This is a genomic window from Isoptericola sp. NPDC057559 (assembly GCF_042801555.1).
GTDB lineage: Bacteria > Actinomycetota > Actinomycetes > Actinomycetales > Cellulomonadaceae > Isoptericola.
This window is the reverse complement of the sequence record NZ_JBHVFQ010000004.1, coordinates 58,613-76,932: the sequence shown is the minus strand read 5'-3', so window position 1 is coordinate 76,932 and position 18,320 is coordinate 58,613. Positions and strand designations below refer to the sequence as shown.

Sequence of the window (18,320 nt, the reverse complement as noted above, 5' to 3'; positions counted from 1 at the left end):
CTGAGGATGAGGGAGCGAGGGGCGGCGGGCGTCAGTGGCCCATGCCGAGGCCGCCGTCGACGGGGATGACCGCGCCGGAGACGTAGGCCGCGGCGTCGGAGGCGAGGAACCCGACGACGCCCGCGATCTCGTCGGTCGAGGCGAACCGCCCGGCGGGGATGCTCGCCTTGTACTGCTTCTGGGTGGCCTCGGGCAGGGCCGCCGTCATGTCGGTCTCCACGAAGCCCGGCGCCACGACGTTGGCCGTGATGCCCCGCGCGCCGAGCTCGCGGGTGATCGACCGGGCCATGCCGACCAGCGCGGCCTTCGAGGACGAGTAGTTGACCTGCCCGGGCCCGCCGTACAGGCCGACGACGGAGCCGACCAGCACGATGCGGCCCTTGCGCGCGCGGATCATGCCCTTGGAGGCGCGGCGCACGCAGCGGAAGGTGCCCGTGAGGTTGACGTCCAGGACGGTCTCGAACTCCTCGTCGCTCATGCGCATGAGGAGCTGGTCGCGGGTGACGCCCGCGTTCGCGACGAGCACCTGGACCGGGCCGAGGTCGGTCTCGATCGCCGAGAAGGCGGCGTCCACGGCCGCGGAGTCGGTCACGTCGGCGACGTAGCCGTGCACGCCCTCGGGGAGGTCGCCGCCCCGGTAGAGGGTGGCGACGGTGTCGCCGGCGGCGACGAAGTGCTCGGCGATCGTGCGGCCGATGCCGCGAGCGGCACCGGTGACGACGACGACCCGGCCCGTGGGTGCGGCACCGGCGGCGGCCGGGGTGGGCTGGGTGGCGGGGGCGTCGGTCACGGGGTCTCCTCGGCGGTGGTGCTCGTGGTCGTGGACGGGGCGGGACGGCGCGCGGAACACCGCCGACGCCCTGGTGACGGTACCCCGACGCGACGCTCCCGCAGGGTCGCGGCGCGTCACACGTCGCCCCGGCCGTTTGTCGGATCCCTACAAGGCGCGGGCCCCGCACGGCCGGTCGGGGGCGCGCGGAGCCCGCCGTAGACTGGCCGGGTGAGCAACGCCCGCGCGACCTCGCCCGGTTCGCGCCCCTCCGGGGACCGCCGTCACGGGGCGGACCGTGACGCCGAGGTCCCCTCGATCACCAGCGCTCCCGAGCCGCTGGAGGAGGACCAGGCGCGCCGTACCCGGCGCTACCTGGTGCAGATGGGCATCCGGATCGTGTGCTTCATCGGCGCCGTCCTGGTGGACGAGCTCTGGATCCGTCTGGTGCTCGTCGCGGCCGCCGTCGTGCTGCCGTACTCGGCGGTGCTGTTCGCCAACGCCGGGCGCGACCGCGTCTCCTACGACACCTCGCCGATGGTCGACGTCGCGCCCACCGCGCTCCCCGCGCCCGAGCCGCGGCCGGCCGCTCCGACCGGCCCCGCGACGTTCGACGACGGCACGCACCGCGTGGTGGAGCACCAGGACGACGTGGCCGCGGGCGCGGCCGACGACCGGGCCGACGACCAGGCCGACGACCCGGGTGAGGGCGACGGCCCGACCGACGAAAACCGTGGAGGAGACCGCTGATGGACGTGCTGGGGACCGGGGCCGACCCGGTGGCCGGTGAGCTGGTGTGCTCCGCCAAGGGCTGCCGGGGAGAGGCCGCGTGGGGCCTGCTGTGGAACAACCCGCGGCTGCACACGCCCGAGCGCCGCAAGGTCTGGCTCGCGTGCGACGACCACCGTGAGCACCTCGAGCAGTTCCTCGGCGCACGCTCCTTCTGGAAGCAGACCGTCCCCGTCGCGGAGCTCGACCGCGCGTGAGCACCTCCCCCGCGCCCGCGCCGGGCCGCCCCTCCGACCTGCCCGCCCCCGCCGCGCCCCGCACCCGACGGCAGTGGGTCACCCTCGGCCTCGGCGCCGTGGCGCTGGCGGCGCTGTGCATCCTCGCCGCCTTCTGGCAGTGGCACCGCTACACCTGGCGCGAGGCGCAGATCGAGCTCGTCGAGACCAACTACGCGAGCGCGCCGGTGGCCCTCGACAGCCTGCTGCCCGAGCCGGGGGCCGACCTCGCCCCCGACGACGAGTGGCACCCCGCGGTGGCGACGGGCACCTACCGCCCGCAGGACACGGTGCTGCTGCGCAACCGCCCCGTCGGCGGCCAGCCCGGCTTCCACGTCCTGGTGCCGTTCGAGACGACGGGCGCCGACGGTCAGCCGCTCGTCCTGGTGGTCGACCGCGGCTTCGTCCCGCTCGGCGAGGACGCGAGCAGCCCGTCGTCCGTCCCCGACCCCCCGAGCGGGCAGGTCGAGGTGACGATGACGATGCGGCCCGACGAGCCGGCCTCCTCGCGCGGCACGCCCGCCGGCCAGGTCCAGGCGATCAACACCGGCCAGGTGCTCGCCGCCGGCTCGGAGGGCGCGGCCTGGGCCGACGGGGCCACGGTGGGCGGCTACGGACAGCTGCGCACCGAGGACCCGGCGGCCGCCACGACTCCCGGCGCGCTCCCCGAGCCCGACACCGACCCCGGCTCGCACCTGAGCTACACGTTCCAGTGGTGCATCTTCGCGCTCGGGGCGCTGGGCGGCTACATCGTCCTGTGGCGGCGCGAGACCCGGCCGGCGCGCGTCACCGCCGGCGACCTCATCGCGGCGCACGACGGCCCGGACCCCGACGGGGCCGGGTCCCGGGGCCCGCGGCCCGGGCGCCGCCGCGTCGACGAGGACTACGAGGACGCGCTGCTGGACGCCGCCGAGCAGGGCGGCGCCCACGAGGACGCCGCCCGGTAGGACGGGCCCGCGGGGCGGCTCGTCGAGCCGGCCGTCAGGCCAGGGAGACCAGCTCGGCGTAGTCCGCCGACCAGAGGTCCTCGTCGCCGTCGGGCAGGAGCAGGACGCGCTCGGGGTTGAGCGCGTCGACCGCCCCGTCGTCGTGGGTGACCATGACGACGGCGCCCTCGTAGGTGTCCAGGGCGCCGAGGATCTCGGCGCGTGACGCCGGGTCCAGGTTGTTGGTGGGCTCGTCGAGCAGCAGCACGTTCGCGCTGGAGACGACGAGCGTCGCGAGCGCGAGGCGCGTCTTCTCCCCGCCGGACAGGACGCTCGCGGGCTTCTCCGCGTCGTCCCCGCTGAAGAGGAACGAGCCGAGCACGGACCGCACCTGGGTGTCGGTGAGGTCGGGGGCGGAGTGCCGCAGGTTCTCGACCACGGTCGCGTCCATGTCCAGGGTGTCGTGCTCCTGGGCGTAGTACCCGATCTTCAGGCCGTGCCCCGGCACGACGCGGCCGGTGTCCGGCTCCTCCACGCCGCCGAGGATGCGCAGCAGCGTCGTCTTCCCGGCGCCGTTCAGCCCGAGGATGACGACGCGGGACCCGCGGTCGATCGCGAGGTCGACGCCCGCGAAGACCTCCTGGGAGCCGTAGCTCTTCGACAGCTCGGTCGCGGTGAGCGGCGTCCGCCCGCACGGGGCCGGCTTCGGGAAGCGCAGGTGCGCCACCTTGTCCGCGCGCCGCTCCCCCTCCAGGCCGGACAGCATGCGCTCCGCGCGCTTCATCATGTTCTGCGCGGCCGTGGCCTTGGTGGCCTTGGCGCGCATCTTGTCCGCCTGGGCCAGCAGCACGCCGGCCTTCTTCTCGGCGTTGGCGCGCTCGCGGCGTCGACGGCGCTCGTCCTGCTCGCGCTGCTCGAGGTAGGCGTCCCAGCCGAGGTTGTACTGGTCGAGCTCGCCCCGGTTGGCGTCCAGGTGGAACACCTTGTTCACGGTGGCGCGCAGCAGGTCGACGTCGTGGCTGATGACGACGAAGCCGCCGCTGTAGGTCTTGAGGTAGTCGCGCAGCCAGATGATCGAGTCGGCGTCGAGGTGGTTCGTCGGCTCGTCGAGCAGCAGCGTGTCGACGCCGGAGAACAGGATCCGGGCGAGCTCGATGCGGCGGCGCTGACCGCCCGAGAGGGTGTTCAGCGGCTGCGCGAGGACGCGGTCGTCGAGGCCGAGGTTGCTGGTGATCCGGTGCGCCTCGGACTCGGCGGCGTAGCCGCCGGCGGCGACGAAGCGCGCCTCGAGCTTCGGGTAGCGCTCGAGCGCAGCCTCCTGCGTGTCGGCGTCCGCGGAGGCCATGAGCCCCTCGGTCTCCCGCATCTGCGTGACGATGTGGTCCAGCCCGCGCGCGCTGAGCACGCGGTCCATCGCGACGACGTCGAGGTCACCCGTGCGCGGGTCCTGGGGCAGGTAGCCGATGTCGGTGCCCCGCGTGATCTGCCCGGCCGCGGGCAGGCTCTCGCCGGCGAGCGTCTTGGTGAGCGTCGTCTTGCCCGCGCCGTTGCGGCCGACCAGGCCGATGCGGTCGCCCGGGGCGATGCGGAACGTCGCCTCGTGCAGCAGGGTCCGGGCGCCGAAGCGCAGCTCGACGCCGTGGGCGGTGATCAAGGCAGGGGTGTCCTTCGTGAGTGCGGGGGGAGGCCGGGTCAGTCTACGGGCCCGGGCGCCGCCCCCACGAGGACATTGGTCACAGCACGCCGCGGGCGGGTGCACCGTGGTCCGGGTGACCCCCCCGCGGCGGCGGCCGATCGTGCGGGGCCGTCAGCGGCGGTGCCGCGGCGGCCCCCCGGTGGCGGCTACTTGCGCGCCGCCGTCATCCTCTCGTAGTTCGCGTCCGGCCCCGACGGCGGGGTGAGCGCGTCCGCGGCGGCCCACTGCGAGGCGGTGTCACCGAGCGTGTAGCGCAGCTCGACGCCACGGCGCACCTTGGAGATCGGCAGCCACGAGCCCGCGTAGTCGCGGCCGTCCAGCCGCAGGGACTGGACGAACGGCGCGGCGTGCGCGTCCTGGGACGTGGTGAGGCGCAGCGGCTTGTTGCCGAGCCACACCGTGGTCGCCGGGAACTGCGGCGTCGACAGCGCGACCCCGCCCGCGGTACCGACCGTCGGGAACATGCCGAGCGCGGCGAACACGTACCAGCTGGACGTCGCGCCCATGTCGTCGTTGCCCGGCAGCCCGTCCCGGCGCGTGGTGAACGCCGTGTCCATGATCTGCTGCACCACGTACTGGGTGGCGGCCGGCTTGCCGGCCCAGTTGTAGGCCCAGGGCGCGGCGTGCGCCGGCTCGTTGCCGATGTAGAGGCCCTCCGACTCCTGCCCGCCGTTGAGCTGGCGCAGGGTCGGCTTCGCGGTGAGGGCGTCGTCGACGCTGAAGAGGCGGTTGAGCCGCTCGACGGCGACGTCCTTGCCGCCCGACGCCGCGACGAGGTCCGACCAGGCGTACCCGAACGACCAGAAGTAGTTCGGCTCCGTCGACTCGTGGAACGAGCCCGTGGTCAGCTCGCCGGGCTCCCCCGGCGTCGTCGGCGCCTTGCGCGCCTTGATCGTGCCCGTGGAGGCGTCGAAGATGGTCCGCCACCAGCCGGCCCGGTCGTTCAGCGCGTCGAGGTCGGCGGCGGTGACGGCGACGCGCGGGTCCTTGCGCACGTCCTTCGGCAGGTCGGCGAGGAACGCCGCCGCGGCCCGGTCGCTGTTGTAGCGCTCGATGTTGGCCGAGGACGCGTCCGGGTAGTAGCCGTCGCGCAGGTACTGCTCGGCGTCGCTGAAGCTGGCGCGGTCGTTGCAGCTGCTCGTCGGGTCGAAGGCGGACTGCTTGACGAGCGCCCCGGCGCTGACGAGGTCGAAGTCGTCCACGCCGAACGCCTGCACGCCGGCCAGCACGGGCAGGGCGTTGTCGCCCGCCATCGGCGTGGAGTCGTCGCTGCCGTCCACCCAGTGCGGGAACGCGCCGCACTGCTGCGCGTCGACCACGAGCGACTGCATCATCTCGGCGGACTCCTTCGGCGCGAGCAGCGCGAGGAGCTGGGCCTGGGAGCGGTACGTGTCCCACATCGAGAAGCTGGTGTACTGCGTCGAGTAGCTGCCGCGGCTGCCGTCCGGGCGCCGGTAGTCGTAGTCCCGGACGTTCGCGACCGCCCGGTCCTCGACGCCGCCCGTGGCGTCCACGTCGCCCGGGTACGGCTTCCGGGCCTCCATGCTGCGGAAGTCGCCGTTCACGTCGGAGTAGACGGTGGGCGAGCCGAAGACGCGGTAGAGCGCCGAGTAGAGCTGCACCAGGTCGTCCCGCTGGGCGGGCGACAGGGCGGAGGGGTCCGCGGCGCGGTCGACCTGCACCGTGTTCAGGCGCGCGTTCCAGTCCTGGTCGGCGTCGGCGCGGACCGCGTCGAAGGCGCCGTCCGGGTTCTCGGTGTCGAGGTTGAGCCGCGCGTTCTCGACGCTCACGGACGAGATGCCGGTGCGCATCGTCAGCGTGCGGTCGGTGTCGGTGAGGTCGTACTGGAAGACGCCCCCGCCGTTCTTGACGGTGTTGACGGTGGAGCCGTCGGCCTGGGCGCGCAGCGGCTTGTCGAGCTCGCCGTAGAAGTAGACGGGCGCGTTCCACTTGGTGCCGTACGGCGTGCAGAACGCCGGGGCGACGGTCTTGCCGGAGATCGTGCGGCCGTCGTCCGAGACCTCGAGCGAGACGTTCTCGGGCTTCACCTGGACGGAGCCGCCCTGGTTGGCCCGGGCGTTGACCCGCATGTCGAGGGCGAGGTAGCCCTGGTCGGCGGCGGGGAACGTGAAGCGCGCCATGCCGGTGCGCTGGGTGGCGGTGAGCTCGGCGTTCACGCCGGTGTCCAGGCCCACCTCGTAGTAGCCGGGCTTCGCGGTCTCGGTCGAGGTCTTGAAGCCGACCGCGCTGACCCGGTTGCTGCTGCTGACGAGCGGTGTCGCCGCCGTGCGCGGCATCATCGCCACGGCGCCCTGGCCCGGGCAGCCGACGCCGCTCAGGTGCGTGAGGCTGAAGAAGTTGATCGAGCCCGAGGTGGCGTTCGCCCCGATGAGGTAGCCGCCGGACCCGTTGAAGTTGGTCCGCGGCATGTCCGGGCCGAAGGTCACCGCGCCGAACGGCACCTGCGCCCCGGCGTTGACGTTCCCCGCGTAGCCGCTCGTCGAGTTCGTCGACGTGCCGATCCGCGGGTCGACGAACTGCGTGAGCGCGAGCTTGTCGCGGTGGTGCGGCGGCACGGCGCCGGTACCGGCGGCCGCGGAGATCTGACTGCCGAGACACAGGCCACCCACCACGACGAGGGAGACCACCGTCCTCGGCCAACGTGACACACGCATCGATGCGCTCCCGTCAACACGTGGCGACCCTGTTGTCGCCGCGGTCAGCGAGGCTATGTCACCGCTGTCATCGGAGCAAAACGGACCTCGGTGGGGACGTCCGCCCCCGGTCACGGCACCCACGGGACACTCACCGCTCGGCGCTAAGGTGTGCGCGTGATCCTCCCCGCCGTGCCGCCGGAACCCGCGCGCGCCCCCGCGTGCCGCCGCCAGGTCCCGTGACCCGGCCGACCACGGCGGTCCCCCGCGCGACGTCGTCCCTGCTCGCCCTCCTCGTGGTGCTCCTCGGGCTGGGCGCGCGCCTCCTGCTGCCGGACGCCGTCGGCGGGCCGCTCGGCGACGCGCTCTACGCGACCCTCGTCGTGCTGCTCGTGGCTCTGGTGCGGCCCCGCACGTCGCCGGTCGCCGCCGCCGTCGTCGGCCTCGCCCTGAGCGCGGCCGTCGAGCTGGCGCAGCTCACCGACGTGCCCGCCCAGGTCGTGGCCCGGGTGCCCGAGGCGAGGTTCGTGCTCGGCACCACGTTCGTGGCCTCCGACCTGGCCTGGTACGCCGCCGGCGCGGCGGCGGGCGGGGCCCTCCTTGCCCTGGTCGCGCCTCGGTCCGCGCGCGTGGACGGCCGGCTGCGGCACGTGACAGCGCCCGCCGGCCCGCGCCGGCGGCGGCGCGCGGCCGGCGTCGTGCCCGTCGTGGCGGTCCTGCTGCTCGGCGCCGCCGGCGGATGGCTCGCCTGGGTGCTGCACGACGAGGCGAGCACCCTCACCGCACAGGTCGCCGACGCCCGGCAGACCCTGGACGACTCGGCGGACCGCGTCGCCGACGACGCCGTCCGGCCCGCCCTGGCCGCGTCCATCGACCGCGCCGAGACCCTGCTGGCCGCGACGCCGCTGCTCGAGCGCCGCCCGGGCGACGCCGAGGAGGCGGGCCGCGGGCTCGCCCGGGACGCCGCTGCCGTGGACCGGTCCCGCCTGGAGCACGCGCGGGCGCAGGTCGCCGACGGCCGGGACGCCCTCGCCCCCGTGACCCGCCGTGCGAAGCAGGTCGTCGCCGCCGTCGGCGAGCTCGCCGAGGACGGGCGCGGCGCGGGCACGAAGGCCCGGTCCACCGCCGACGACGCGCTCACCGCCGCGCGGGACGCGCTGGCGGCGTCGACCGACGACGCCCTCGACGCGGACGACCTGCCCGCCGTCGAGGCCGCCGCGACGGCGCTCGGCACCAGCCGCGACGACCTGGACCGCGCGACCACCGACCTCATGACCGCGCAGGACGCCGTCGTGTGCCCCGAGCCGGACCAGCTCTGGTTCCCCGAGACGGGGCGCCTCGCCGACGACGAGCTCGCGGGCATCCCGTGGGCCTCCGGTCTCGCCGTGCGCTCCGACGTGCTCGCCGGCCTGGTCGAGCTCGACGCGGCCTTCCACGAGCAGTTCGGGACGCACCTGAAGATCAACTCCGCCTACCGCAGCCACGCCCAGCAGGTCGCCGTGTACGACCCGGCCCACCCGAACCCGCTCGCCGCGCCCCCCGGCTGCTCGAACCACGGCCTCGGCACCGCCGTCGACATCAGCGTCGGGCCCGCCGGGTTCGACGGCGACGTCTACGCGTGGCTGAAGAGGAACGCCGAGCGGTTCGGCTGGACGCACCCGGACTGGGCGGAGCCCGACGGCCGCCTGCCCGAGCCCTGGCACTGGCAGTCGGTGGAGACGCCGGTCAGCTACGGCGGGTGACGCCGGGGCGCGCCGCGGGGCGCGTGCACTGGCCCGCTGTCACGCGCCGGGCAGCGACCGCACCTCCAGCGGCGTCTCCGTCGCGACGTCGCCGTCCCGCTCCACGCGGTACGCGGGCCGCCCGGGACGCTCGGCGACCGCCTCCACGGCGACGCCGTCCACGAAGCGGACGGCGGCGTACTCGTCCACCGCGTAGCCGCCCGGGAGGGCGCCGGACGCCACCCAGCCGAGGTACGCGGCGCGCCGGTCGGCCTCGCCGAGGTAGTGCGGGCAGGCGCTGCCGGGCAGGAGGCCGAGGCCGTCGTCGAGCGGCGCGAGCGGGCCGAACGAGTCGGTCGAGGACGCCTCGAACCAGCAGTTCATGCCGGCGCTGATGCCCGCGAGGACCGTGCCCTGCGCGGCGGCGCGCGTGAGCAGGTCGGGCAGGCCGTGGCGCCGCCAGACGTCGAGGAGGTTGGCGGTCGAGCCGCCGCCGACGTACACGACGTCCTGCTCGAGCAGCATCTGCGGGTCGGTGTACCCCCACGGCTCGTGGCAGAAGAGGGACAGCACCGACGTCGTCGCCCGACCCGAGAACGCCTCCTCGAACCGGCGCGCGTACCCGTTGTCGTCGCCGCTCGCGGTCGGGACGAAGCACACCTTGGGGACGTCCTGCCCCGTGAGGTCGAGCAGGTGGTCGTCGATGGCCGAGGAGCCGTCGTCCGACATCGAGAAGCCACCACCGCCGAGAGCGAGCACCGTTCCGATCATGCGGGCACCCTAGGACGGGTCGTCCGCGCGGCGCCCGTCCTTTCCTGCGCGGCGCCCGGCCGGACAGGCCGCGCGACCGGCCCCGGCGCGACCTACCGTGTGCTCGTGACCTTCAACGAGGGCGGGCAGTTCGAGGGCGGGCGCGTGCGGAAGGGCTCGGGCGGCCGCCGGGGCGCGGTCGTCGGCGGGGGCATCGGGGCGATCGTCGTGGCGCTGCTGGCCGTCTTCCTCGGCGGCGGCGACCTGGGCCAGCTCACCGGCGCGCTCAGCGGCGCCGTCCAGGACGCGGGGGCGCCCGTCGGCGACGGCCAGGAGCAGTACGTCGACGCGTGCAGCGCGCAGGAGGCCAACGCCGACCGCGAGTGCCGGCTGTCGGCGACCGTGCAGTCGCTCGACGCGTACTGGGGCCGCGTGCTGCCCGAGCAGGCCGGGGTGTCGTACTCCCTGCCGCCGGTCGAGAGCTTCTCCGGGTCGACGACGACGGGCTGCGGCGCCGCGTCCAGCGCGACCGGGCCGTTCTACTGCCCGCCCGACCGGACCGTCTACGTCGACGTGTCGTTCTTCGACCAGCTCAGCTCCCAGTTCGGCGCCGAGGGCGGGCCGCTCGCGGAGGAGTACGTCGTGGCGCACGAGGTGGGGCACCACGTCGAGCAGCTCACGGGGGCGATGGACGCCGCCCGCGGCGGGAGCGGCCCCGAGTCCGACTCCGTGCGCATCGAGCTCATGGCCGACTGCCTGGCCGGCATGTGGGCCGGGTCCGCCGCCACCGAGGTCGACCCCGACACCGGCGTCACGTTCCTCGACCCGATCTCGCAGGACCAGCTGCGCCAGGCCCTCGACGCGGCCGCCGCCGTCGGCGACGACCGCATCCAGCAGCAGGCCACGGGGCAGGTCGACCCCGAGGGCTTCACTCACGGCACCTCCGAGCAGCGGATGCGCTGGTTCACCGCCGGGTACGAGGGCGGCACGGTGCAGGACTGCGACGCCCTGTCGGCGCGCACCCTCTGAGCGCGCCCCGGCTGCAGCGTCGCAGGTGGGACCCTACGATCCGAACCATGGGTGTAGCGGCGGACCAGCACACGATCCTGGTGACCGGCGCGGCGGGGCCCGCCGGTCGCACGCTCGGCGGGCAGCTCGCCGCCAGACCGGACGCCGGGCGGCGCCGGGTCGTGGGGGCGGACCTCTCCCCCGGCGACGTCCCCGGTTACGACGTGGTCGAGGCGGTCCCGGCGGCCGCCGACCCCGCCTACGACGCCGCGACGCTCGAGCTGCTGGCGAAGCACCGGCCGCGCCTGCTGGTGCCCACGGTCTCCGACGAGCTGCCGCGGCTCGCGGTGCTGGCGGACGCCGCCGGGCTCGGGGACGCGGTCGTGCTGTCGGCGCCCGGCCCGGCCGCCGTCGCGGGCGACAAGCTCCTGACGATGTGGGCCCTCGCGCGCCACGGCGTCGCGGTGCCCCGGCACGCCCCCGCCGACGAGCTGGCCTCGGCCGCCGAGGCCCTCGCCTGGGACGACGCGCCCGTCGTGGTCAAGCCGCGCGTCTCCCGCGGCGGGCGTGGCGTGCACGTCGTCGAGGACGCCGACGACCCGCTCTGGGCCGGGCTCGACGCCTCGTGGGTGGTGCAGGCCTTCGCCCCCGGCACGGAGTACAGCCCGCAGGTCTACCGGTCCCCCGCGGACGGCCGGTGCGTCGTCGTCGTGCTGGAGAAGACCGGGCGCAAGGAGGGGCGGGTGGGCAACGCGACCACGGTCGAACGCCTGCCCGACGGCGCAGCACCCGACGTCGCGGACCTGGCCGCGCGGACCGCGGAGGCCCTCGACCTCGTGGGCCCCCTCGACATGGACGTGCGGCGCCTCGCCGACGGCACGCCGGTGGTGCTCGAGGTCAACGCCCGGTTCGGCGCCGTCTCCGCGGGTGCGCCGGAGCTGCTCGACGCCGTCCTCGACGACTGGCCGGGTCGGCCGTGACGTCCGTCCTCGTCGCCCTCGTCCTCGTCCTCGGCCTGTCGCTGCTGGTCGTGGGCCTCGTGCGGCTCGCGTTCGTCCCGGCCGCGCTCGTCTTCGAGGCCCGGCGCCGACGCGACGCCCCGGGCCCCGCGGGGTGCGGCCCGATGTTCCCCGACGCCCCCTTCGTGAGCGTCGTCGTCCCCGCGTACAACGAGGCCGTCGTCATCGAGAACTGCGTGCGCTCGGTGCTGCGCACCGAGCACCCCGCGTTCGAGGTCGTCTGCGTCGACGACGGATCGTCCGACGACACCTTCGAGCGCATGGAGCGCCTCGCCGCCGAGTTCCCGCAGGTGCGCGCGCTGCGCCAGGAGAACGCCGGCAAGGGTGCCGCGCTCAACACCGGCATCGCCGCAGCCCGGGGAGACGTCCTGGTCCTCGTCGACGCCGACGGGCTGTTCCGGCCCGACACGGTCACCCGCTTGCTGCGGGGGTTCCGCGACCCGCGGACCGGTGCCGTGTGCGGCAACGACCGGCCCGTCAACCTCGACCGGGTCCAGACGCGCCTGCTGTCGCTGATCAGCCACGTGGGGACCGGGCTGATGCGCCGGGCCCTCGACGTGCTCGGCTGCCTGCCGGTCGTCTCCGGGAACATCGGCGCGTTCCGGCGCGACGTGCTCGACGCCACGGGACCGCTGCGCACCGACACCCTCGGCGAGGACCTCGAGCTCACCTGGCGGGTCCACCGGGAGGGCTACCGGGTCACGTTCGCCCCCGACGCCCTCGTGTACGCCGAGTCCCCGTCGACGGTGCGTGCGCTGTGGCGCCAGCGCGTGCGCTGGGCGCGCGGCCTGCTCCAGGTGACCGGCATGCACCGGTCGATGATCGGCAACCCCCGGTACGGGCCGTTCGGGATCTACCTGGTGTACAACACGGCGGCCCAGATCGTGGCCCCGTTCGTCCAGGTGCTGGCGCTGGTCGCGCTCGCGGTCCTGGTGGCGGTCGACGGTCCGGAGGGGTGGGTCCCCGCGTCGTGGTGGGCATGGGTCCTGCTCGTGGGCCTGCCCCTGTCCCTCGGCCTGCTCCTGCTCGCGGTCGGGCTCGATCGCGCGCCGGGCGACCTGCGCCAGCTGTGGACGCTCCCGCTGTGGCCCGTCTACTCCACGATGATGACCCTCGTCGTGCTCGACGCCGCCCGGCTCGAGCTCGGGAACGCGGAGAACCGATGGAACAAGCTGGACCGCACCGGGACGGTGTCGGTGCGCGGGCTCGTCGACGACGATGGCCCTGGGTCCTGACCGTCGTCGCCGCGCTGGTGGCGGCCGTCACGGCCGCCGTCCTGGTCGCGCGCCCGTGGGAGAACGTCCCGCCCGTGATGCGCCCTGAGGTGGCCCCGGAGGACGCCCGGTCGGTGAGCGTCGACTTCGGTATCGTCACGGACCCGGGCACCGACTGGGCCGCGGTGGACCAGCACCTCGACGCCGTGGGGGCGAACGGCGTCGACCTCAACGCGGGCCGGGTCGAGTTCACCGCGTTCGACTGGCCCGCCCACCCGGACGCCGCCGCCGAGCCGGGCGCGGACCACCTGGCCCGCGCCGCCCGCGCGCTGCACGAGAACGCCGACGGCTCCACCCGGCAGGTCGGCCTCGTGGTCGACGCGTACGTGCCCGAGTGGATCGCCGCCGATCCCTCCGTGGCGGGGGTCTCCGCCCACGGCCGCCGGTCGCCCTACCAGGCGTCCGCGACGCAGCTGGCCACGGGCGAGGTCGGCGACCGGCTCGTGGAGTACGTCGCCGCGCTCGGCGAGCGCTACGACCCCAGCCAGATCGCCGTCACCGAGCTCTTCCTCTACCGGTACAGCTTCGGGGCGGACGACCTCGCCCTGTACCAGGAGATGACGGGGGCGGACGACTGGCCCCGGACGGCGGACGGCGAGATCGACGAGGACTCCCCCGCGATCGGCCGCTGGCGCTCGGAGGTGATCGCCGGCCTCCTCACGCGGATGCGCACCGCCCTCGACGGGGTGCGCGGCGGCGAGGGCGCCGAGATCGCGCTCGCGATGGACGTCCGCGTCGACTGGGACGACCCCGCCGCCGGCGCGCCCGCCAGCGGGCACGACTACCGGATCCTCCTGGGCGCCGCCGACCGCCTCGTGGTCTGGGCGTACGTGGGCCCCGGGGACCGCACGCCCGCGCAGGTCGAGGGCCTCACCGGCGCCCTCCGGGACGAGGGATTCGACATGTCGCGGTTCACGATGTCGGTCGGCCTGTGGGCGGGGTCCGCCGACGCCGACCCGCCGCAGTCGATCACCCCGCGCCTCATGACGCGCACGATCGAGGCCGCCGGCACGCACGGGGTCACCGCCGTCAACGTCACGCCGCTGTCGCACCTGTCGGACGCGCACTGGGCGGCTCTCGCGAAGGTCTGGGGCGCCGACGGCTGACCCTCGTCGTCCCGGCCCGGCGTGGTCAGGCGCCCGGCGAGGACGCCAGGTCGGGCAGCGTGACGTCGACCTCCGTGCCGCGCCCGAGCTCGCTGCGGATCGTCATCTCGCCCCCGTGGTCGCGGACGATCTGGTCGACGAGGGCGAGCCCGAGCCCGATCCCGCGCACCCGCCGCCGCTGGGTGTCGCGGGAACGGTAGAAGCGCTCCGTGACGCGCGTGAGCTCGTCGGCGGCGATGCCCGTGCCCTCGTCCGTCACGCGCAGCCGGGCGAGGCGTGCGCCGTCCGGCGTCGCCACCCCCGTCACGGTGACCCACACGCGGCCGCCCGGGCGCGAGTACTTCACGGCGTTGCTCAGCAGGTTGTCGACCACGTGGGCGAGCCGGTCCGTGTCGGAGACCAGCGGCACGGTCGCGTCGCCCTCCACGAGGACCTGGACGTCGGCGGCCTCCGCCGCGGGGCGCACGCTCGCGACCGCGTCCCGCACGACCGCCACGACGTCGACCAGCTCCGCCGTCAGGGAGTGGGCGCCCGACACGATCTGGGCGCTCGTCAGCAGGTCGTCCACGAGGGTGGTCAGGCGCCGGGCGTTGCGCTCGACCACGGTCAGGTACTCCCGCTGCTCGTCGTCGAGCCGCTCGTCCCCCAGCCGCAGCAGGTCCAGGTAGCCCAGGATGGACGCGAGCGGCGTGCGCAGCTCGTGACTGACCAGGCCCACGAGCTCGTCCTGGACCCGCTCCTCCTCGTACCGGGCGGTCACGTCCGTCACCACCACGAGGTAGCCCGCGGGGATCTCCGGGGAGCTCACCCCGCGCGCCGGTCGCCGCGTGACGGCGAACTCCACCTGCCGCCGCGACCCGTCCGGCAGCGTGCACTCCCACTGCTCCACCTGGGTGCCGCCGTGCACGGCGCGACCGAGCACCCGGCGGTTCGCCGCGTCCGCGCCGTCGAGCGCCTCCGGTTCCTCCTGCGCGGCGTCCGCGCGCACGCCGGGCTGCGGGCCCGCCATCGCGGCCGCGAGCGCCTCGACCGAGACGAGCTGCGCCACGTCGAGCCCGACGAGGTCCTTCTCGGGCCGGCCCAGGATGCGCTCGCCGCCGGGGTTGACGGACGTCACGTGCCCGGCGATGTCGGTCGTGATGAAGCCCTGCTCCGTGGCGGCGGCCAGGATGCCGCGCAGGGTGTCGCGCGAGTCGCGCAGCCGGGTCGCGCCGTCCTCGAGCTCGTCGCGCGCCCGCTCCAGGTCGGCGGCCTGCCGGCGCGCGACGGCGACGATCCCGTGCGACCCCACCGCGACGAACGCGATGACGATCAGGTCCACGAGCGCGTGCATCGCCGGGTGCACGCGCTCCGCCTCGCCGAGCGGGAACAGCGCCGGCCCGAAGAGCACCACGACCGAGCCGCCCAGCGCGACGACGATGCCCCACAGCCCGGGCTGCAGCGCGAGGCTCACCACGGGCAGGAAGAGCAGGACGTCGAAGCTCGCGAGGGTGAGCCGCGCGCCGACCTCGAGCAGGCCGATCGCCAGCATCTGCACCAGCGGGAGCACGTACTGCCAGGCGTGCGGCCACCGGTCCCAGCGCCCGAGGCTGCCCACGAGCTGGACGGCGGCGACCAGCCCCGCGGCCACCGCGAGCGCCGCGGCGGAGCCCCCGACACCGCTGACCTGCAGGATCACGAGGACGACGGCGAACGACACCGTCACGGGCAGCAGCCGCAGGCCCACGGCGTCGGCCGCGAACCAGGTGGTCGTGACGCGGACGTACGACTCGCGGAGCCGGCCCGCCGCACCGTCCGTCATCTGGTGCGCGCCCCGGTGCCCGTGTCCTGGGTGGCGTAGTCCGGCAGTGCCGCCGTGTCGGGCGGCGCCGCCGTGCCGGGGGCCCCGGAGTCCTGCCCGTCCACGGCGGGCCGCGCGCGCACGCTCGTCCCGTGCGCCAGGGCCTCGCTGGCGCGCACCGTCTCGAGGGGTTCCACCTCCCGCGCGGGGCTGAACCGCGCCCAGTACCGGGCGGTGGCCCGGACCACGTCGGGCTGCATGTACTCGCGGTGCGCCTGGGAGACGTACGCGGCCAGCATCCGCAGCTTCGTCTCGACGAACCCGTCGACGTCGACGAACTGGTTCGGGGCGAAGGCGACGGTGGCGGACGGGCTCTGGAAGGACCAGAGGTTGGGCACCTGGCGCGCGGCGATCTGCACGGCGCTGTTCACCGCCCGGTGGTCCTGGTGCCGGTCGTGGACGCTGTGCGTGTACACGCGGTCGGGCGCGACCTCGGCGATGACGTCCTCGATGGCGGTGATCAGGCCGGCGGCCGGGTCGAGGTGCGTGTCCGGGAAGTCCAGGTGCACGAGGCGCGCCCCCACGACCTCGGCCGCGGCGAGGGCCTCGTCGTGCCGCGCCGCGACGAGGCCGCCGACCGCGCCGCCCGACAGCGTGAGGATGACGAGCTCGTCCCCCGACGCCGCGTGGGCGGCGAGGGTCGCTCCCACCCCGATCTCGACGTCGTCCGGGTGGGCGCCGACCGCCAGCACCCGCTGCCGCGCCGACGCGCGCTCCTTGCGGGCCCGCTGCGCGAGGTCGGTGGCCCGCTCCACGACCCGGGACGCCGTCACGGGCTTGACCAGGAACTCGTCGGCGGCCTCGCGCAGCGCCTGGACGGCGTGGTTCACCGTGCCGTAGGCGGTGACGATCATGATCGGCAGGGTGGGGTCGGTCGCCCGCACGTCGGGGATGATCTCGAGCCCCGAGCGCCCCGGCAGCTGGATGTCGCTCACGAGGACGTCGTACGGCGCGGCGCGCAGCATCCGCAGCGCCGCGTCGGCCTCGCCCGCGACGTCCACCTCCATGCCGCCGTAACGTTCCAGCGCGATGCGCAGGAACTCGGCCGCGTCGGGGTCGTCCTCCAGCACGAGGGCCCGGAATCGGTCGTCGGACAAGGCTCCCCCTCCCGGTCCTGGTCTGGTTCGTACCGTACGCGCGGTGCGTCCGGCGCGCGCGAGGACGGAGCGTGCTCCGACCGGTCGCGGGCCTGGTCAGCCGTCCAGGGGCACCCGGGCCGCGCGGGCGGCGGACGCGACGGACAGGCGCGCGCCGAGCTCGTCCGCCGGCAGCTCTCCCCGGGCGCCGGTCGCCGGGTCGGTGACGGCGAGCACGCCGGCGGCGGCCTCGCGCGGGCCCAGGACGGCGAGCAGCGCGTCGCGGCGCCCTCGCGCGAGCCGCACCCGGTTGCCGAGGGACCCGTCCGCGTCCACGCGCACCCGCGCCCCGCGCCGGCGCAGCGCGCGGGCGGCCTCCTCGGCGGGCGCCGGGTCGCCGACCGGCAGCAGGCACACCTGCACCGGGGCCAGCCAGACGGGCAGCCGGCCGGCGTGCTGCTCCAGCAGGAAGGCGACCATCCGTTCCATCGAGCCGACGGTGCCGCGGTGGATCATCACGACGCGCTCGCGCGACCCGTCCGCCGCGGTGTATCCCAGGTCGAACCGCTCGGGCTGGTTGAGGTCGAGCTGGACGGTGGCGAGGGTCTCCTCGTGGCCGCGGGCGTCGCGCACCTGGACGTCCAGCTTGGGCCCGTAGAACGCCGCCTCCCCCGGGCCGTCCGCCCAGGGCAGGCCGGTGGGCGCGAGCGCGGCGCGCAGCATGTCCTCGGCCTCCGCCCAGCGGGCGGGCCCGCCCAGCCACCTGCCGGACCCGTCGCTCCGCGAGAGGCGCACGTGGTCGAGGGCGATGCCCAGGACGTCGAGGACGCCGAGGACGGCGTCGAGCGCCGCGCGGACCTCGTCGGCGACCTGGTCCGGGCGGCAGAAGACGTGGGTGTCGTCGAGGTTGATCTGCCGCACGCGCGAGAGCCCGCTGAGCACGCCCGAGCGCTCGGCGCGGAACATCGCCCCCAGCTCGTGGTACCGCACCGGCAGGTCGCGGTGGCTGCGCGGCTCCGCCGCGTAGAGCTGCGCGTGGTGCGGGCAGTTGGCGGGGCGCAGCACGAGCGGGTCGTCGCTGCCGTCGTCGAGCGCCGGGAACATGTCGTCGGCGAACTTCGCCCAGTGGCCCGAGCGCTCGAACAGCGACCGCTTGCCCAGCACGGGGGTGCAGACGGGCTCGCAGCCGCCCGCGAGCGCCACGTCCTCGGCGAGCCGCTCCAGCTCGCGGCGGACGACGGCGCCGGCCGGCTGCCACAGCGGCAGTCCCGGCCCGACCAGCGGGCTGGTGGTGAAGATCCCCATCGCGCGGGCGAGGTCGCGGTGGTCGAGGACGGCGGGCTCGGCGTCCTGCGGGCCGGCGTCGCGGGCGAGGCTCTGGTGGTGGTTCATGGCGGTGCTCCTTCGGACGGGGTGCGACGGAGCCGCCCGGGCACGAGAAAGGCCCCGGAGCGAGCTCCGGGGCCTGGGTGCGTGC

Annotated in this window: 15 protein-coding genes; 8 read left to right on the top strand and 7 right to left on the bottom strand. The window is 75.2% G+C overall.

The features are described from left to right. Nucleotides 1-31: 31 nt before the first annotated feature. Nucleotides 32-790, bottom strand: a complete 759-nt coding sequence (fabG, locus tag ACFU5J_RS06435; RefSeq protein ID WP_430575439.1) for a 3-oxoacyl-ACP reductase FabG — start codon at nt 788-790, stop codon at nt 32-34. 210 nt (nt 791-1,000) lie between these two features. On the opposite strand from fabG, the gene ACFU5J_RS06430 reads away from it, so the two are divergent. Genes ACFU5J_RS06430 through ACFU5J_RS06420 form a run of 3 tightly spaced genes read left to right on the top strand, consistent with a single transcriptional unit; the run spans nt 1,001 to nt 2,720 of the window. Next, the gene (locus tag ACFU5J_RS06430) at nt 1,001-1,519 is read left to right on the top strand and encodes a DUF3099 domain-containing protein (RefSeq protein WP_430578168.1); all 519 of its coding nucleotides are present in this window, start codon (nt 1,001-1,003) and stop codon (nt 1,517-1,519) included. After that, a complete protein-coding gene (locus tag ACFU5J_RS06425) occupies nt 1,519-1,755 on the top strand; it encodes a hypothetical protein (protein ID WP_430575437.1) in 237 nt (78 codons plus the stop codon). Before ACFU5J_RS06430 ends, ACFU5J_RS06425 begins: the two co-directional genes overlap by 1 nt. Beyond that, nucleotides 1,752-2,720, top strand: a complete 969-nt coding sequence (locus ACFU5J_RS06420; RefSeq protein ID WP_430578167.1) for an SURF1 family protein — start codon at nt 1,752-1,754, stop codon at nt 2,718-2,720. The genes ACFU5J_RS06425 and ACFU5J_RS06420 overlap by 4 nt, the downstream gene beginning before the upstream one ends. A 34-nt stretch (nt 2,721-2,754) precedes the next feature. On the opposite strand, the gene ACFU5J_RS06415 is transcribed toward ACFU5J_RS06420, so the two are convergent. Together ACFU5J_RS06415 and ACFU5J_RS06410 are read right to left on the bottom strand one after the other, a co-directional pair. Next, nucleotides 2,755-4,353 carry an ABC-F family ATP-binding cassette domain-containing protein gene (locus tag ACFU5J_RS06415; RefSeq protein ID WP_430575435.1) on the bottom strand — a complete coding sequence of 533 codons (1,599 nt, stop codon included), beginning with the start codon at nt 4,351-4,353 and terminating at the stop codon, nt 2,755-2,757. Nucleotides 4,354-4,541: 188 nt separating this feature from the next. Next, complete coding sequence (locus ACFU5J_RS06410; protein ID WP_430578166.1) at nt 4,542-7,070, bottom strand: GH92 family glycosyl hydrolase; 2,529 nt, start codon at nt 7,068-7,070, stop codon at nt 4,542-4,544. 218 nt (nt 7,071-7,288) lie between these two features. Here ACFU5J_RS06410 and ACFU5J_RS06405 point away from each other — a divergent pair, with 218 nt between their 5' ends. Further along, the gene (locus ACFU5J_RS06405) at nt 7,289-8,791 is read left to right on the top strand and encodes a DUF2809 domain-containing protein (RefSeq protein ID WP_430578165.1); all 1,503 of its coding nucleotides are present in this window, start codon (nt 7,289-7,291) and stop codon (nt 8,789-8,791) included. A 39-nt stretch (nt 8,792-8,830) separates the two neighbouring features. On the opposite strand, the gene ACFU5J_RS06400 is transcribed toward ACFU5J_RS06405, so the two are convergent. Further along, nucleotides 8,831-9,541: a Type 1 glutamine amidotransferase-like domain-containing protein gene (locus ACFU5J_RS06400; RefSeq protein ID WP_430578164.1), complete on the bottom strand. Its 711-nt coding sequence runs from the start codon at nt 9,539-9,541 to the stop codon at nt 8,831-8,833. A gap of 105 nt (nt 9,542-9,646) precedes the next feature. Here ACFU5J_RS06400 and ACFU5J_RS06395 point away from each other — a divergent pair, with 105 nt between their 5' ends. Genes ACFU5J_RS06395 through ACFU5J_RS06380 form a run of 4 tightly spaced genes read left to right on the top strand, consistent with a single transcriptional unit; the run spans nt 9,647 to nt 13,927 of the window. After that, the gene (locus tag ACFU5J_RS06395) at nt 9,647-10,549 is read left to right on the top strand and encodes a neutral zinc metallopeptidase (RefSeq protein ID WP_430578163.1); all 903 of its coding nucleotides are present in this window, start codon (nt 9,647-9,649) and stop codon (nt 10,547-10,549) included. A 47-nt stretch (nt 10,550-10,596) separates the two neighbouring features. Beyond that, nucleotides 10,597-11,508, top strand: coding sequence for an ATP-grasp domain-containing protein (locus ACFU5J_RS06390; RefSeq protein ID WP_430578162.1), 912 nt, complete (start codon nt 10,597-10,599; stop codon nt 11,506-11,508). After that, the gene (locus tag ACFU5J_RS06385) at nt 11,505-12,782 is read left to right on the top strand and encodes a glycosyltransferase (RefSeq protein WP_430578161.1); all 1,278 of its coding nucleotides are present in this window, start codon (nt 11,505-11,507) and stop codon (nt 12,780-12,782) included. Before ACFU5J_RS06390 ends, ACFU5J_RS06385 begins: the two co-directional genes overlap by 4 nt. A 17-nt stretch (nt 12,783-12,799) precedes the next feature. After that, the gene (locus ACFU5J_RS06380) at nt 12,800-13,927 is read left to right on the top strand and encodes a hypothetical protein (protein WP_430578160.1); all 1,128 of its coding nucleotides are present in this window, start codon (nt 12,800-12,802) and stop codon (nt 13,925-13,927) included. Nucleotides 13,928-13,952: 25 nt separating this feature from the next. Here the strand turns inward: ACFU5J_RS06380 and ACFU5J_RS06375 are convergent, their stop codons facing one another. The 3 genes from ACFU5J_RS06375 to ACFU5J_RS06365 all read right to left on the bottom strand — a co-directional run bounded on the left by ACFU5J_RS06375 (nt 13,953) and on the right by ACFU5J_RS06365 (nt 18,235). Then, the gene (locus ACFU5J_RS06375) at nt 13,953-15,728 is read right to left on the bottom strand and encodes an ATP-binding protein (RefSeq protein WP_430578159.1); all 1,776 of its coding nucleotides are present in this window, start codon (nt 15,726-15,728) and stop codon (nt 13,953-13,955) included. Further along, entirely contained in the window at nt 15,725-16,864 is a 1,140-nt protein-coding gene (locus tag ACFU5J_RS06370) for a PIG-L family deacetylase (protein WP_430578158.1), read from the bottom strand. Before ACFU5J_RS06370 ends, ACFU5J_RS06375 begins: the two co-directional genes overlap by 4 nt. A gap of 96 nt (nt 16,865-16,960) precedes the next feature. Continuing rightward, the gene (locus ACFU5J_RS06365; RefSeq protein ID WP_430578157.1) at nt 16,961-18,235 is read right to left on the bottom strand and encodes an aminoacyl--tRNA ligase-related protein; all 1,275 of its coding nucleotides are present in this window, start codon (nt 18,233-18,235) and stop codon (nt 16,961-16,963) included. Nucleotides 18,236-18,320: the final 85 nt, after the last annotated feature.

Bases quoted from the DNA above. Each gene is read 5' to 3' on its own strand.
- ACFU5J_RS06425 (WP_430575437.1), top strand. From the start codon at position 1,519: ATGGACGTGCTGGGGACCGGGGCCGACCCGGTGGCCGGTGAGCTGGTG.
- ACFU5J_RS06410 (WP_430578166.1), bottom strand. From the start codon at position 7,070: ATGCGTGTGTCACGTTGGCCGAGGACGGTGGTCTCCCTCGTCGTGGTG.
- ACFU5J_RS06400 (WP_430578164.1), bottom strand. From the start codon at position 9,541: ATGATCGGAACGGTGCTCGCTCTCGGCGGTGGTGGCTTCTCGATGTCG.
- ACFU5J_RS06390 (WP_430578162.1), top strand. From the start codon at position 10,597: ATGGGTGTAGCGGCGGACCAGCACACGATCCTGGTGACCGGCGCGGCG.
- ACFU5J_RS06375 (WP_430578159.1), bottom strand. From the start codon at position 15,728: ATGACGGACGGTGCGGCGGGCCGGCTCCGCGAGTCGTACGTCCGCGTC.
- ACFU5J_RS06365 (WP_430578157.1), bottom strand. From the start codon at position 18,235: ATGAACCACCACCAGAGCCTCGCCCGCGACGCCGGCCCGCAGGACGCC.